This window comes from Streptomyces sp. NPDC020801, assembly GCF_044334385.1.
Lineage (GTDB): Bacteria > Actinomycetota > Actinomycetes > Streptomycetales > Streptomycetaceae > Streptomyces.
Genome location: NZ_JBIRST010000042.1, coordinates 1 through 14,324, shown reverse-complemented (window position 1 = coordinate 14,324; position 14,324 = coordinate 1). Strand labels below are relative to the sequence as shown.

The 14,324-nt window shown below is 67.6% G+C and carries 14 protein-coding genes and 1 pseudogene; 10 read left to right on the top strand and 5 right to left on the bottom strand.

Features of this window, described 5'->3' with window-relative positions; translation table 11 throughout:
* The 6 genes and pseudogenes from ACH4UM_RS40300 to ACH4UM_RS40275 all read left to right on the top strand — a co-directional run.
* On the top strand, positions 1-495 hold a 495-nt coding region (locus tag ACH4UM_RS40300; RefSeq protein WP_398191176.1), incomplete at its 5' end, for a WD40 repeat domain-containing protein.
* Positions 496-1,590: 1,095 nt separating this feature from the next.
* Positions 1,591-1,782: pseudogene (locus tag ACH4UM_RS40295) on the top strand (transposase family protein); the annotation flags it as partial.
* 235 nt (positions 1,783-2,017) lie between these two features.
* Positions 2,018-2,488, top strand: a complete 471-nt coding sequence (locus ACH4UM_RS40290) for a transposase (RefSeq protein WP_398191209.1) — start codon at positions 2,018-2,020, stop codon at positions 2,486-2,488.
* Positions 2,371-3,147 carry a transposase gene (locus ACH4UM_RS40285; RefSeq protein WP_398191206.1) on the top strand — a complete coding sequence of 259 codons (777 nt, stop codon included), beginning with the start codon at positions 2,371-2,373 and terminating at the stop codon, positions 3,145-3,147. The genes ACH4UM_RS40290 and ACH4UM_RS40285 overlap by 118 nt, the downstream gene beginning before the upstream one ends.
* Before the next feature lie 1,812 nt (positions 3,148-4,959).
* Complete coding sequence (locus ACH4UM_RS40280) at positions 4,960-5,877, top strand: NADP-dependent oxidoreductase (protein ID WP_398191173.1); 918 nt, start codon at positions 4,960-4,962, stop codon at positions 5,875-5,877.
* A gap of 83 nt (positions 5,878-5,960) precedes the next feature.
* Entirely contained in the window at positions 5,961-7,082 is a 1,122-nt protein-coding gene (locus ACH4UM_RS40275; RefSeq protein WP_398191171.1) for an IS630 family transposase, read from the top strand.
* Positions 7,083-7,099: 17 nt separating this feature from the next.
* On the opposite strand, the gene ACH4UM_RS40270 is transcribed toward ACH4UM_RS40275, so the two are convergent.
* The 3 genes from ACH4UM_RS40270 to ACH4UM_RS40260 form a co-directional block, all read right to left on the bottom strand.
* Positions 7,100-7,330, bottom strand: a complete 231-nt coding sequence (locus ACH4UM_RS40270) for a hypothetical protein (RefSeq protein ID WP_398191168.1) — start codon at positions 7,328-7,330, stop codon at positions 7,100-7,102.
* Between the two features lie 320 nt (positions 7,331-7,650).
* Positions 7,651-7,959 carry a hypothetical protein gene (locus ACH4UM_RS40265; protein WP_398191166.1) on the bottom strand — a complete coding sequence of 103 codons (309 nt, stop codon included), beginning with the start codon at positions 7,957-7,959 and terminating at the stop codon, positions 7,651-7,653.
* 20 nt (positions 7,960-7,979) lie between these two features.
* Entirely contained in the window at positions 7,980-8,408 is a 429-nt protein-coding gene (locus tag ACH4UM_RS40260) for a hypothetical protein (protein WP_398191163.1), read from the bottom strand.
* 270 nt (positions 8,409-8,678) lie between these two features.
* On the opposite strand from ACH4UM_RS40260, the gene ACH4UM_RS40255 reads away from it, so the two are divergent.
* Together ACH4UM_RS40255 and ACH4UM_RS40250 are read left to right on the top strand one after the other, a co-directional pair.
* Entirely contained in the window at positions 8,679-9,641 is a 963-nt protein-coding gene (locus tag ACH4UM_RS40255) for a PIN domain-containing protein (RefSeq protein WP_398191160.1), read from the top strand.
* 134 nt (positions 9,642-9,775) lie between these two features.
* Positions 9,776-10,165, top strand: coding sequence for a hypothetical protein (locus tag ACH4UM_RS40250; RefSeq protein ID WP_398191158.1), 390 nt, complete (start codon positions 9,776-9,778; stop codon positions 10,163-10,165).
* Positions 10,166-10,211: 46 nt separating this feature from the next.
* On the opposite strand, the gene ACH4UM_RS40245 is transcribed toward ACH4UM_RS40250, so the two are convergent.
* Together ACH4UM_RS40245 and ACH4UM_RS40240 are read right to left on the bottom strand one after the other, a co-directional pair.
* Positions 10,212-10,661 (bottom strand): hypothetical protein, encoded by a 450-nt coding sequence (locus tag ACH4UM_RS40245; protein WP_398191156.1) that lies wholly within the window; start codon positions 10,659-10,661, stop codon positions 10,212-10,214.
* 17 nt (positions 10,662-10,678) lie between these two features.
* Positions 10,679-11,377, bottom strand: coding sequence for a hypothetical protein (locus ACH4UM_RS40240; protein ID WP_398191153.1), 699 nt, complete (start codon positions 11,375-11,377; stop codon positions 10,679-10,681).
* Positions 11,378-12,579: 1,202 nt separating this feature from the next.
* Between ACH4UM_RS40240 and ACH4UM_RS40235 the strand changes: the two genes are divergently transcribed.
* Positions 12,580-13,284 carry a DUF4328 domain-containing protein gene (locus ACH4UM_RS40235; protein WP_398191150.1) on the top strand — a complete coding sequence of 235 codons (705 nt, stop codon included), beginning with the start codon at positions 12,580-12,582 and terminating at the stop codon, positions 13,282-13,284.
* Positions 13,285-13,648: 364 nt separating this feature from the next.
* The gene (locus ACH4UM_RS40230) at positions 13,649-14,056 is read left to right on the top strand and encodes a hypothetical protein (RefSeq protein WP_398191147.1); all 408 of its coding nucleotides are present in this window, start codon (positions 13,649-13,651) and stop codon (positions 14,054-14,056) included.
* Positions 14,057-14,324 lie beyond the last annotated feature (268 nt).

Below are 14,324 nucleotides of genomic sequence, written 5' to 3'. Positions count from 1 at the left end.
TGCACGGCCACCCTCACCGGCCACGCCGGCCCGGTGCTGTCGGTGGCGATCGCGCCCGACGGAAGCTGGCTCGCCATCGTCAGCGCCTACGGCGCGGTGCGGTTGTGGGATCGGGCCACTGGCACCTCCACGACCACCTTCACCGGCCATACTGACCGGTTGAAGGCAGTTGCGATCGCGCCGGACGGCACTTGGCTCGCAACCGCCGAGGACAACGCTGGGACGGTGCGATTGTGGGACCGGGCCACTGGCGCCTGCACGGCCACCCTCACCGGCCATACCGACCGGGTAGAGGCAGTTGCGATCGCGCCGGACGGCACCTGGCTTGCCACGGCCAGTAGCGACAGGACGGTGCGGATCTGGAATGCCGCGGGAGGGGGCCTTGCGGCCATGGTAGGAGCCGAAGGGGAGCTGTACTCATGTGCATGGGGGGCCGCTCGTGAGCTTGCAGTGGGAGGCGAGCGGGGGCTCTACCTCTTCAAACTCCTCACCTGAGACGCGGCCCCTGCGCTCGCTCAGGCCGCGAACCTGTTAGACAGTGCGCCGGACCTGTGCGGAGGCCGCGGCGAACTCCCTTCGAGAAGCTGGCCTCGTCAGCGAGTACACAGGGAGAAGGCGTACCTATACGCGGGATGCCCTGTTGGCAGGTGCCGCATTTCCCGCAGGTGAGCGAATTCCGTCGGTTCCCCGGATCTGCTGAACAAGCTGCTCGACGCAGCCGATGACCGCCAGGAGCAGGCAATCCGCGAGGCGGCATTCGCGGCCGGCGTTCTCTGGCGCTGCCCGACCTGTCCGTGGGACAACCCCGGCGACGCCACCTGCTGTGAAGGCCCTGGCCCTGCCGCGTCCCGAAGCCGAAGAAGACCAGCTGACGAAGCAGCCTTGGGCCGGCTGCCGGTCGGCCCAGGCACGAACTCGAAATGAGGAGGTAAACGGTGTGCTCACGAATCGGTGGACTGTCCTTGTCGTCGTTGGTATTCGGCAAAGCTGACATAGTCGACTGTGGCCGTGTATAGCTGAGCGGAGCGGAGGTGCCGAGTACCTTATTGATCCCTGTCACGGGCGTCAGGCGCCCGGCCGTCACCTGGTTGATGAACAGATGCGGATTGCCGCTGTTGGGCCACTTCTGCTCGCGGTAGGTCAGGTAGCCGTTCAGGACGGCTCGTGCGTGCGGCGCCAGGAGGGTCTTCCTGCCCTCGATGGCGAGCCGGCCATCGATGACGTCGGTGACGGACAGCCTTCGCAGTTGGAGGGGACGCAGCCCGTGGAAGATCAGAAAGGTTCCGCAGGCGGCTCTCGTCGGATCCGAGTCGCTGACGAGGCGCCGCAGCACCGGGACGTCCATCGACACCGGGGTGCGGGTCTCTGGCATGCCGACCTTCATCCGCGTGGTCGGGTTGGCGAACACGCGCCTGCGCCCGTGGAGGACCTGGAAGATCGACCGCAGGCCGGAGATGATGGGGATTCTTGAAAACGGCTCTGGCCGCAGTTTCGTGAAACACCAGGTCAGGAGCGGGAACGCGGGATCGTTTCGGCAGTGTGTTTCCTGCCGTGGCGAGCAAGACGGTTGAGGATGTGCTGTTTTCCGGGATGGGTGTGCGAGTAGAGCGAGTCAGCGACTCTTCCGGCGCCCTGGTGGTGGAGGCGGTGTCCACCGGTCGGCCAGGCCGGTGCCCGGACTGCCGGAAGCAGGCGAGACGCGTGCACAGCTCGTACCAACGCAGCCTGAACGAACGGCCGTTGGGCTCACGGAATGTCGTGGTCCGACTCCGGGTGCGCCGGTACTTCTGCGACCGGAAGAGGTGTTTCCGAAAGACCTTCGTCGAGCAGGTGCCGGGCCTGACCAAGCGGCACCACAGGTCGAGCGTGGGCTTGACGGGATGGCTGCAGTCGATCGCAGTTGGAGCTGGGCGGTCGTCCGGCGGCACGGCTGTGCCGCCGCCTGCGACTGGCCGCAGGCCGGACCCGGCTGCTCAGGCTGCTGACGGCACCATCGGTTCAGGGCCGTGCCCCGCGGGTGCTGGGGGTGGACGAGTTCGCCTTCCGCAAGGGCTGCACCTACGGCACCACCCTGGTCGCTGTCGAGGTCGGCCGGGTCGTCGACGTGCTGCCCGACCGCACATCGGAGACGTTCGCGGCCTGGCTCAAGGACCATCCCGGTGCGGAGATCATCTGCCGGGACCGGGCCACCGCCTACACGAAGGCGGTCAAGGAAGTCGCCCCCAACGCCCTCGAAATCGCAGATCGCTGGCACCTGCTGCAGAACCTGTCCGCCGCAGTGGAGAAGACCTGCCACCAGCACCGCAACTGCCTGCGCAAACAAGCGAACAGGAGACAGAGCCGACCCTGTCGGAACCGGTCCCGATGGAACTGCCGGCGCCGGAACTTCCCCGCACCCAGATCATCGAACGGACCCGTCACCGCTACGAGGACGTCCACCGCCTGGTGGAGAAGGGCTGGACGATCCGCGCCATCGCCCGGAGGCTGAACCTCGACCGCAAGACCGTACGCCGCTTCCGCGACACCGACCTCGACAAACTGCTGGCCTCGGCCCGCGACCGCCGCCCCAACGGCGTACTGGAGCCGTTCAAGGCATATCTCAACGCCCGCTTCACTGACACGCAGGGCCAGGTCAGTGGCACTCGCCTGTTCCTTGAGATCCGCGAACGTGGCTACCGGGGCAGCCGCCAGGTCGTCCGCAAACACCTCGCCGCACTGCGGGCTGGCACCGCCGAACCGGTCCAGGCCGACATCCCCAGCCCTCGCAAGATCACCTCCTGGATCATGCGCCCCCGCGAGACCCTCACCGAGAGTCAGGACAAGCGGCTGCTGGAGGTCCGGCTCGCCTGCCCGGACATTACCCGCGCCTGTGACCTGGCCCGAGCCTTCGCCAATCTCGTGCGTCACCGGCGCGGATACCTCCTACTGGAGTGGATCCGCCAGGCCGAACAGGACGCACCGAAACCGATGCAGGGCTTCGCCGGCTTCCTTCGCCAGGACCTCGACGCCGTCACCGCCGGCCTCACCCTCCCGTGGAGTTCTGGCGTCGTCGAAGGACACGTGAACCGGGTGAAAACGCTCAAGCGAGCGATGTATGGCCGGGCCTCGTTCGAACTCCCACGGACCCGCATCCTCACCAGGCAATGAGCTTCCGGTATTGCTTTGGTCATCCACCTGAACGTCCAGATGCGGCCACATCATGGCCAGACGCTTCAACTGGCCCTCCACCGACGCCCCCAGCGAACGCAGTGGGTCGCTCGGTCTGAAGTGGACGAGTGTCCCGGTGGTGCCGTCAGACTCGACAGGCTCCAGGTCAGTAGCCGGGATGCCGCGCTCGTAGCGTTGGGTCCAGGCCCCATTGAGCCGGCGGTTGGTATGGACGAGCCATTCACTGAGCGCGGCAACCACAGACATGCCCCGACGCGGATGGCCGTCCTGAAGCAGTTCCGCTTCCGGAAAGTCGAAGAACCGAAGATCCTTTGATGCCATGACCGGCTTCTTGACGATCTGGCCGTGCTCGTCTGTACGTGTATCAGTGCCCCGCCCGTCATCCGCCACGGACAAGGAACCATCCGGATAGAGGGTGACGAGGCAGCGTCCACCACCCCTGCTGGATGCTTCGTCAGCGGCGTATGCAAGCACCTCAAGAAGAAGATGCCACGGGCCATCTGGCGCGAACTTCTCCGGAGCTTGTCGGATAGATGCCAGGTGGTCCAGATCGATGACGCTGGACCAATCGTGCGTGGTGTTGACCCAGGAATCCCTAGAAACCTCCATCAGGCAAGTATCCAGTCAGCTCGTGCTGGCCTCGCGGGCAGCCCACCAAGAATGGCCGCTCACGCAACTGCGGCCAGAGCCAGATTCAGATATCGCCATCAGCGGCGCAGCGTCCCGGATACGGCGTGATCGGGTTCCAGTTCTGACTACCAGATCAATCGCCCCACCTCATCCGCGACGCCCATCTTGCCCTCGCCTCGGGACCCTGACAGTTCACAGGTTCCCAGACTGGGAACAAGCCGCAGCGGGAACGTCGCCAAACGTGAGTCCGCCGCGCGGCTCGCTGACCCCCCGACCGGCATTCCGTCACCTGACGAGCCGCATTTCGTCGGTAGCCCGTGCCCCCTGCGGGGCGCGGACAGTCAGGGTGTGCCCTGCACGACCGATCCGGATGAGCTGATCGCATGGACGGCCAGCCCCGAGGTCGTGACGGTGTGACCTCGTCGAGGACCAGGAACCAGGTTCCGGGTATGGGAAGTGGGCAGAGAAGTCATGCCCAACCTCGCTGCGTCGGTGGGGCGGACAAGTCATGCCCTCCGCCGACTTCTCCGCCGGCGGAACACCCCCACGTCGGCAGAGAGGACTACTCGTCAGCAGGCTTGGAAGCCTGCACCTTCGGAACACCCCCGCGTCGGCGGGGAGGACGTGGTTGATCCAGGCCAGTAGTCGGCGTTCCGCGGAACACCCGCGCGTCGGCGGGGAGGACAGCCCCGGCGCGTGTGTATGCCGGTCGGCTCCCGGAACACCCCCGCGGACGCGGAGGTGATCCGTACGCCGACCAGGTGCAGTCGAGGGCCTGCTGGCCTCCCCGCCGACGCGGGGGTGATCCGGGATGGAAAAGACAAAAACGACGCCTTCGCCGGTCCTCCCCGCCCGACGCGGGGGTGTTCCATCGTCCTCGGCCCCCCAGTTGATTCCCATTTCGGCCTCTGTCGGCGGCCATTGAGACCCCCTGTAGGGCAACGTCCGCCGTCACTTTCCGTCGATGTCCCGGAGTCGGAGTTGCACGGTGCGAGTCAGGTCACAGGGGCGTTCTGGGCGCGGACGGCATCGCCGTCGGTCGTGCTCTTGGGAATACGGATCCGCGCTTGATCTTTGAACACGGTGGCACGGTCGACGTCGACCTTCTGGCGTGCGGCCGGCCAAGCCTTGTCCGAACGAGGAAGCGCGGGTGATCACGCGATGCAGGCGGTGCGGTTTCACGAGTACGGCGGGATCGATGTGCTGCGGGTGGAGGAGGTGGAGCGGCCGGTGCCCGGTTCTGGGCAGGTGCTGGTCGAGGTCCACGCGGCCGGGATTCAGCCCGGCGAGGCGCACATCCGCACGGGCGCGCTGCACGAACGCTGGCCGGCGGCGTTTCCCTCCGGGCAGGGCAGCGATCTGGCCGGCGTCGTGGTGGAGGCCGGCCCGCACGTCCGGGGCTTCGAGGTGGGCGATGAGGTATTGGGCTTCACTCACAGGCGGGCCAGCCATGCGCAGTTCGTCGTGGTCGACGACGTAAATCTGGTCTCCCGCCCGGCGGGGTTGGCCTGGGACGTGGCCGGGGCGCTATACGTGGCCGGCACGACCGCCTACGCCACCGTGTTCGCGGTGGACCCCAGCCCGGAGGACACCGTCGTCGTCTCCGGTGCGGCGGGCGGAGTCGGGTCACTTGCCGTGCAACTCGCGCGGCGGCGCGGCGCCACGGTGATCGGGCTGGCGAGCGAGCGGAACCATGCCTGGTTGAAGGATCACGGTGTCCTCCCGGTCGAGTACGGGCCAGGTGTGGCCGAGCGGATCCGTCAGGCGTCCGGCGGCAGGGTCGACGCGTTCATCGACACCTTCGGCGACGGCTACGTGGCACTCGCAGTGGAGCTGAGTGTGCGGCCCGAGCGAATCAACACGATCCGAGACTGGCAGGCCGCGGCCAAGGTCGGCGCGCGGACCTACGGAGAAGGCGCGGCGGCGTGCGCGGTCGTGCTCGGCGAGCTGGCCCGGCTTGCCGCACGCGGGCAGCTGGAGGTGCCGATCGCCCGCACTTACCCACTGGAACAGGTGCGAGACGCCTTCCGTGAACTGGAACAGCAGCACACCCACGGCAAGATCGTGCTCCGGCCCTAGTGCTGTGACCGCGTAGGTTCGCCGGGTTGGTGGTCGTGGCGGTTGGATGTGCGGTGACGTCCGATCCGACCGCTGGAGGTGCGGTGGCTGAGCCTGTCCGTGTGCGCAGACTGACCGACCAGGAGGGGCAGAAGCTGCAGCAGATCGTGCGCCGGGGCAGCACCAACTCGGTGCGCTACCGGCGCGCGATGATGCTGCTGGCCTCGGCCGGCGGGAACCGGGTGCCGGTGATCGCCCAACTCGTGGCAGCCGACGAGGACACCGTCCGGGACGTGATCCACCGGTTCAACGAGATCGGCCTGGCCTGCCTGGACCCTCAGTGGGCGGGAGGCCGTCCCCGCCTGCTCAAGCCTGACGACGAGGAGTTCGTCGTGGCGACGGCCACCACCCGACCGGCCAAGCTCGGCCAGCCATTCACCCGCTGGTCACTGCGCAAGCTGGTCGCCTACCTGCGTAAAGTCCACGGCCGGGTCATCCGCATCGGCCGCGAAGCATTACGCTGCCTGCTCGCCCGCCACGGTGTCACCTTCCAGCGCACCAAGACGTGGAAGGAATCCCCGAACCCCGAGCGTGACGCCAAACTGGACCGAATCGAGGAGGTCCTGGACCGTTTCCCTGACCGGGTCTTCGCCTTCGACCAGTTCGGCCCGCTCGGCATCCGTCCCACCGCGGGCTCGGGCTGGGCCGGACAGGGGCGCCCCGACCGGCTGCCCGCCACCTATCACCGCACCCATGGAGTGCGCTACTTCCATGGCTGCTACTCGGTCGGCGACGACACCCTGTGGGGCATCAACTGCCGCAGGAAGGGTGCCGCCAACACGCTCACTGCACTGAAGTCGATCCGTGCCGCCCGCCCGGACGGCGCACCGATCTACGTGATCCTGGACAACCTGTCCGCTCACAAAGGCACCGACATCCGCCGCTGGGCGAAGAAGAACAAGGTCGAGTTGTGCTTCACCCCGACCTACGCCTCGTGGGCGAACCCGATCGAGGCCCACTTCGGACCGCTACGGCAGTTCACCATCGCCAACTCCCACCACCCCAACCACACCGTGCAGACCCGGGCCCTGCACGCCTACCTGCGCTGGCGCAACGCCAATGCCCGCCACCGCGACGTCCTGGCCGCCGAACGACGTGAACGCGCCCGCATCCGCAGTGAGAAAGGCATCCGCTGGGGTGGCCGGCCCCTGTCAGTGGCAGCCTGAGCCGGCTGGAAGGTGAGTCACCGAGATCGTTTGGCGGCGTCTGCCCGATAGCGTTCCAGTACGCCGATGGACAGTGCCGAGGCGGCCATCAGCCCGAACACGATCGAGCTCGAACCACCGCTGTGCTCGCGCTCCCAGATACGGAATCCGACCAGCAGGACAACGACTCCGAACAGCACGACCTGTAGCCACCTGATGGCCACGGCCCGCTGGCCGTGGCCATCAGCGTTGCTGTCTCGTTTGCGCACCGGGGCTCCTCTGCTCCTTCAGTGCGCCGACTGTACTGGTGCAGGGAGCCATCGATACGCCCCAACCCGGTGAACCTTCGCGGACACAGCACTAGGTGGGCAGTGGTTCAGCAGGAGAGAAGGCGCTCACGAGTGGCGAATTGGCCTGTCCTGCCCGGTTGGCTGATGCTCGGTGACCAGAGCCGGGCCCCAGTGCCACGAGCAGCACGACCAGGAGCAGCAGCAGGCCGTCGGCGAAGGCCTCCGCCTCACACCTCACATCGTCACAGCGCACCCCGCCCACCTGGGGAAACAGGGTGTGTGCCTCACAGCAGCAGCGGTCACAGGACGGTGCCGTGCAGGGCGCGGCGGTCCCCGGACATCGCGTAGCGGCGAGCAGCGAGGCCGCGCTCGAGGGGCTCGCGGATCTCCTCGCACAACAAGGCGAGGGCGCCGTGGGCCGCCTCGGTGTCGGACAGGTAGGCCGGCGCGACTTCGAGCATCAGCTCGCTGATCGCGTGGGCGCTGGCGAAGAGGTCGTTGGCGAGCTGGCGTCCTGCGGCAACTCGGGGATCGGCTGGTGGGCTGTCCGGTAGTGGAGGCGGGGCGGTGCGGATGGCGCGGACGGCCTGGCGGACCACCGCGCGCACCGTGGGCTCATCGAGGGCCTTCAGGCCGCTGTGGGCGAGCGTGGCGAGGCGGCGGTGATCACTCCGCGACGTCGTCGCTGCGGCCGGAGACGGCGATCAGAGCGCGCTGGGACAGGCCGTGGTCGAGCGCGGCCGCGGTGGCCGGGTCGGTGTCTCGCGTGCGAATGGATCGCGGCGAGGGCGCGGGCGACGTCCAAGAGCCGGTGCGCCTGCGCGCGGCTGATGCCGAACTCCGCGTCGCAGTACGCCTCCCAGCTCGGTTGGCCGCGGGGTGTCCGGACACGGGCGGCGTGGGCGTCGCGGACCCGGGCGGCGAGCACCGCCACGGAGCGCCGGACGTCGTCCATCGCCTCGCGCAGCCCGGCCGTCATCTCCCGCGCCTGCGCCGCAGTGAGCGGCGGCCGCGCAGGTTCGGCGACATCGTCCTGGTCGTGCTCGTGCTCGCCCATGACTCCATCGTCCTCCGCGTCGGCGGGCTGGACCTAGGCGTACGGAAGCACAGCCTGCGAGCTCCACCTCACAGGCTCACACCCTCATAGGGCACCGCGTCTACCTGGGCAAACGGCCTGTGAGCCTTATAGACCTCACAGCGTGACAGGGGCTCCGTGACACGATTCCGGGCCACATGTGGAGCGGGCGCCGGCCACCCTAGAGGTGGTGGTGGATGTAGCACCGGAAATCTGCCGCACCGTGTGGCGCACTCCTGGCAGGATCCACGCATGCTCATCACGCCCCGCCCGGGAACTGACCGGCAGAACCTTCTCGATGCGCTGCGGACCGTACACACGGCAGCGTCCAACGAACGCGGCCGCGCGTATACCAGCGCCTACGCCAGGCTGCTCGGCTATCTGGAGTGGGCCCTGCGCTCAGCCCAGCAGTTGCGGAACCTGGTCAGTGCCGAGGACCTCACCGCCCTGGTCCTGCCGAAGCGCCATGACACGCTCCTGGACGGCGTCGGACACCTCGCGGGCTCGAGCCAGGAGCGTCTTGTGAACCTGCTCGTGGACCAGGAGCTGGCGGAGCGCGAGGAGGCCCTCGATGCGGCGATAGATCTGCTGCGGTCGCTGATGAACCGCTGGGACGGACCGGAGTGGTTCGTCGTCGCCGACTCCAGCTTCTACATCCAGAACCCCGACAAGCTGGAAGACGTCGACCTGCACAAGGTGGTGGGGCTGCCGTCCGGCGAACACATCCGGTTGCTTTTCCCGATCACCGTGGTCGACGAGCTGGACGGCCTGAAGGAGGCGGGCAAGCACCGGCCGCGCTGGCGAGCGGGCCACACGCTGGGACTTCTGGACGGCACGCTGAACGGGTCCCTGTCCGGGATCTGGCGCCGGTCCCGCCTCACCCGGGACGAAGTCCGCGGCGAGATCAGTCTGGAGATCGTCCTGGACCCGCCGGGGCACGTGCTGCTGCCCCTCGCAGATGACGAAATCATTGACCGGGCGGTCGCCATTCAGTCCCTCGCGGGGCGCCCTGTGCGGCTGTTGACCTGCGACACCAGTCAGCACACCCGAGGGAAGGCGGCTGGTCTGCAGGTGACGAAGGTTCCAGCGAAGGATCCCGGGCCGGAACCCGACTGGGAGGCCCAGGACAGGCCCGGAAACGGCACCCGCGCCAAGCGTCGCGAGAGGCAGACCGCCGACGCGGCAACCTCCCAGGCAGACGGGTCGGCGGACTAGAGACCCGACATTGCCGCACGCAGGTGCCCTAGACGATCTATTCCAAGGGGTCAGTGATCGTAGGCGATGCTCTTTAAGCATGTCGTCGCTCGTCTCCGCAGGCACCCCTTGGAACACACCACCAGGAGGAACCAGTGTCATACCCGCAACCGCTCACCCCCGAGGGGAAACTCGCCGAAGCGAAGAAGCAGCTGAGCCTCCCGCGTATCGTCGTGATCTGCGGCTCCACCCGTTTCATGACCGAGATGGCCGAGGCCGATCTGCGGGAGACGAAAGCCGGAAAGATTGTCGTCAAGCCGGGTTGCGACATGAAGTCGCCGCACGAACTTTGGTCCGATCCTGTCGAGGCCGAGGCGCTGAAGGTTCGACTCGACGATCTGCACCGAGCGAAGATCCGGCTCGCTGATGAGGTGCTCGTAGTCGGCGACTACCTCGGAGACAGCACCCGAGCCGAAATCGCCTACGCCCGGTCGCTGGGCAAGCCCGTGCGGTTCACACACCCCGAAGTCGACCCCGACGCCTGACCGCCCGCCCCCGCACCCTCCGCAGGCACCCCTTGGAATTGATCACCTAGTCGCGCGGCGGCGGAAACGTCGCCTGCGGAGCGGCGAGTGCCGCGTCGATCGCGAGCTTGATGTCCCAGCCGAAGAAGTCGTCGAGACTGCGGAGCAGCTCCAGCGCCCGCACGGTGGCTTTGCCGAGCGGACGCGCCATCCGGTCTGTTCCGGACGGGATATTCACCGGCTTGAGGCACGCCATCTCCATCGCGTCATCGGCCCGTTCGTCCAGACCGAGCGAGGTGTACCCGGCGGCCAGAGCGACCCACTTGAGGTGGTCACGTGTGTTTGCGGCCAGCAGCACGGTCCCGTACAGCGTCTGCATGGGACCGCCGGCGGTGCCGTCGCCGCTCGGGTTCGGTCCGTACTGTTGCTCCAGGCGCTTGCGGTCGCTCTCCAGCAGCGCGAGAGCCTCGTTCAGCACACGACCAGCGCGGGCCAGTTCGTTGAGATCATGGATCATCCGGTGCTTCCTCCCCGTCAACTGCCCTTGATGACCCGGCTGATCCCGTACGGAACCTCCTCCGCCACCACGAGTAGCGGCTCTAGGATCCCCTGGTACACCGGGTCCGTCCACGACGGGCTGTGCTCGGTCAGCAAGCAGCCTGCCGCTTCCTCCTTGGTCCGGGGATGGGGCGCTCCCTCGTCTTCGGCGATCCCGACAACGGTCTCGATCGCGGTGTCCACGCCATCGCGCAGGTCTGCCCACCGCTCCGCCATCTCGGTTCGCTCGTCACGGAAGCTGCGCTCGCGGGCGGGCAGGAAGCCGGCCGCCGGCACCGACAACGCCTCGCGCAGTCGGCCAAGGGTCGGCTCCTGGCACAGCTGTTCCACGACGGACGCCGTCAGCGGCGGCTTCGCCCGGGCCACGCGCTCCAGGACGGTGATGCCCAGGACGGCAGCCGAGGCCGCGTACCGCCAGGTCATCAGCGCCGCGTGCCGCTCGTAGTCGTGCGCGCCGTCCCCGATCTTGTGGAGGGCTTCCTCGTAGTGCTGGAACGGCGGCCGCTCCGGTGCGCGCAGGTCGGTCAGGTCGAGAGCGGTGTAGAGGCGGTCCCAGATGGCGACGGCCGACTGCCACTCGTACCGCGCGGTCATGTACGCCGCGTGCAGAGACCGCAGCGCCTCCAACTCGATCGCCGTCAGTATCCCCCGGTCATCGAACGGCGGAAACCGCATGCCACTCCCCCACCCACAGCACGGACAGTGATCGACACCGTACTACCCGGTGCCGGCGCGCGAGGCCCGGGCTGTGAAACTCCGCAGCCTCCCACCAGCGGTCTGGCCGGAACACGGCGGGCAGCACCAGGGCCAGGCCGGCGATTCCTGCGAGTACTGCCACCGCAGTCCGCCGACTCACTACGGTCAGCGCATGACCAGTGACGGTGTAGTCGTGGACGAGGCAGTCCGCGCGGCATGGGACTCGTACCCCCGGGTTCCGCAGTTGATGTAGCGGGATAGTCCGTGGATTCGGGGGTTGACGTGCAGAAACGCGCCGTTGGCTGGTGGGACGGCGTGTATCTAGGGCTGGTGGTTCGTGCTGGTCAGCGGCTCGCGGGGGCGAGCTGGTAGATCCGTGGCGGTGGGTCGAGCTTGAGGGCAACCGGACCAACCCCCGCGTCATCAAACGCAAAGTTGCCAACTGGCCCCTCAAACGCGCCGCCCACCGGACTGCAGACCACCCAACCACCGTAGCCATCAGTCTCGTTGGCGCCAGCAAGCCCAAACGGGTCAAACGCACACCAAAGCGCTAAGTTACCAGTATTGAGGCTAGTCTAGGACGTGCTGGGCGACCTGGCCGTTTGCCCGTTACCCGGCGAGGTCGTGGAAGCGGGCGATGCCGAGCCTGGCGGTAATGGACGTCGTCGCCCTTGAGGCGGCAGCCGCGCAGGAACTTTTGACGCGGGCACGGACCTTGTGGCGGGAAGCGTTGTGCTCCTGCGTTCGCGGCGGTGCGGGACCACCACCCGGTCGGCAGGTTCTGGTCCGTTCCCGGTGCTTCGCTGGGCGCATCGGCCGGAAGCGAAGATGCGGTGCTCGAGCACAACTTCTTCACAGGTAGGATCAGCGTGACGCACCCAGGACTCTTCCCGAGGCTGCCGCCGCTTGTCGCAGTCACACCCTCCAACGGCCGCCGGTATTTGCGGAGTTCGGCCAACGGAGCAGGCTGCGCAACGGCAGCGGCAGACCGTAGGGGGTTCTTCGTCCGCCGCCCTGACCAGGTGACGCGAGCGAGAACCGTCACCGGGCACCAGCGCAACCTGTTCGGCCGGTGCTCGGGTGGCCACAGGAGTCCTGCGACCTTCTCGGCCCACGGGGTGGCGCGCGCGCTTACCGGTCCTCGCTCGTGGGTGAGGACATGTTCCTTTGGGGGGTTCTGTATGTCCTACGGTCCTGTCGGCAGACCGGCCGGCGGTCCCGTGCTGCGTTCGGTCAAGGGTCTGGCTGCCGCGGTCTCGGTACTGTTCGGTGTCGCCGCCGCGGTGGACATCTTCGCCGTCTGGGCCGGTGTCGGCCTGTACGGCCACCTGGGTAGTGCGCTGACCGGCCACACCGACCAGGTCGTCCCCGACGCGCACGTCCTCGACGCGGCCGGGGAAGCCCAGATCGGTGCCGTTCTGGTCACGGGGATCGTCTTCATCGTCTGGTTCTACCGGGTACGCGTCAATGCCGGGTACTTCGCCCAGGACGTGTGCACCATGGCCCGTGGATGGGCCATCGGTGCCTGGTTCGTCCCCGTCGGCAACCTGTGGCTGCCCTACCGCGTCGCAAGCGAGATCTGGCAAGCCAGCGCCCAGAGCGCACCCGACGGCTCCTGGCGCACCGTGTCCAAGGCCCCGGTCACCGCCTGGTGGACCCTGACCATCACCTCCGCCGTCATCGGCCGGGCCGGCTCCAGCCTCACCGACTCGGCCACCACCCTCGCCGACCTGCGTCACGCGGTCGCCCTCGCCGCACTCGGCGACCTCCTCAACGCGGTGGCAGCCGTCCTGGCCATCGTCTTCGTCCGCAGGCTCACCCGCATGCAACAAGCGCCCCACCCTTTCGCCGCGGCCGCCGCTGTCCGACCGTGGCCGACACCCTGAGCCCTGCCAGGCCCAACCTCCTGCCGACCGGGAGTCCAGATGTCGCGCGCATCGGGCCATCCGTCAGGACGTCCCAGATGACCTCGCCCTGTTCTTCCGGACGTCTCAAGACAGCGATGGGCCGTCACGGATCCGGCCGACAAGCGGTACCGGGGCGGCCCCATGACACGCCTACGTCCCTCACCGCACGGCGTCGTCCGCCTCGGGCGCAGAGCCGCTGTCCGTCGGCAACGACCGGTAGCGCGATCGCCCGCCTCACACCAGCTACAGCACAGAAAGCGCATACATGGACGTATCGGCTACCTTCGCTTTGTCGCGGCGCCAGCTCCGCATTGCTCTCCGCAACACACCGGTCATGCGGAAAATGACGATCGCCTTGGCGCTGGTTGCCGTGCTCGGGCTGTTGAGAGTGCTCGTGGACGGGAAGCTGGACACTTTCGGTTACGTCTGCCCCGCCGTCCTGGTCCTCGTCCAGGCACTGGGCATACCGATGGCCGCACGCCGTGCCGCCGTCCAGATGCGAGGACCCTGGACCGTGCGGATCACCGACACGGACTACCACCTGCAGACCACGGTCAACCAGGCAACAGTGCGCTTGGACGCCTACCGCGACGCCCGTTTCCACCGTGGGTTCTGGTATCTGACCAGCCCCACCGGCACCAGCTTCTTTCCCGCCGCTGTGTTCACCGACGACGAACAGGCCCAACTGGCAGAGCTGTTCGCCCACCGCCTGCCGCCACGCAAGGGGCCGTGGTACCGCCCCTACTCCTGACCGGTAGCAGGCGGGAGTATCACGAAAGCGGCCCTGTCTCACTTTCGGTGGTTACGGAGGGTGGCGCTATCCAAGGAGGATGCGGTGGCGAAGCAGGGTGAAGCCTGCTCGTCCGTGTGTCGCTCCCCTCGTAGCGTGGAGTCCGTGATTGCAGGGGAAGTTGAGGTTGTCATTCCCCTCGGGCTGTGGAGACCTTTCAAGCGGCCAACTCCACGGCGGGGTCGGCCTGATGGTCTCGTTCGTAGTCGATCGGGCTCTGGTACCCGCA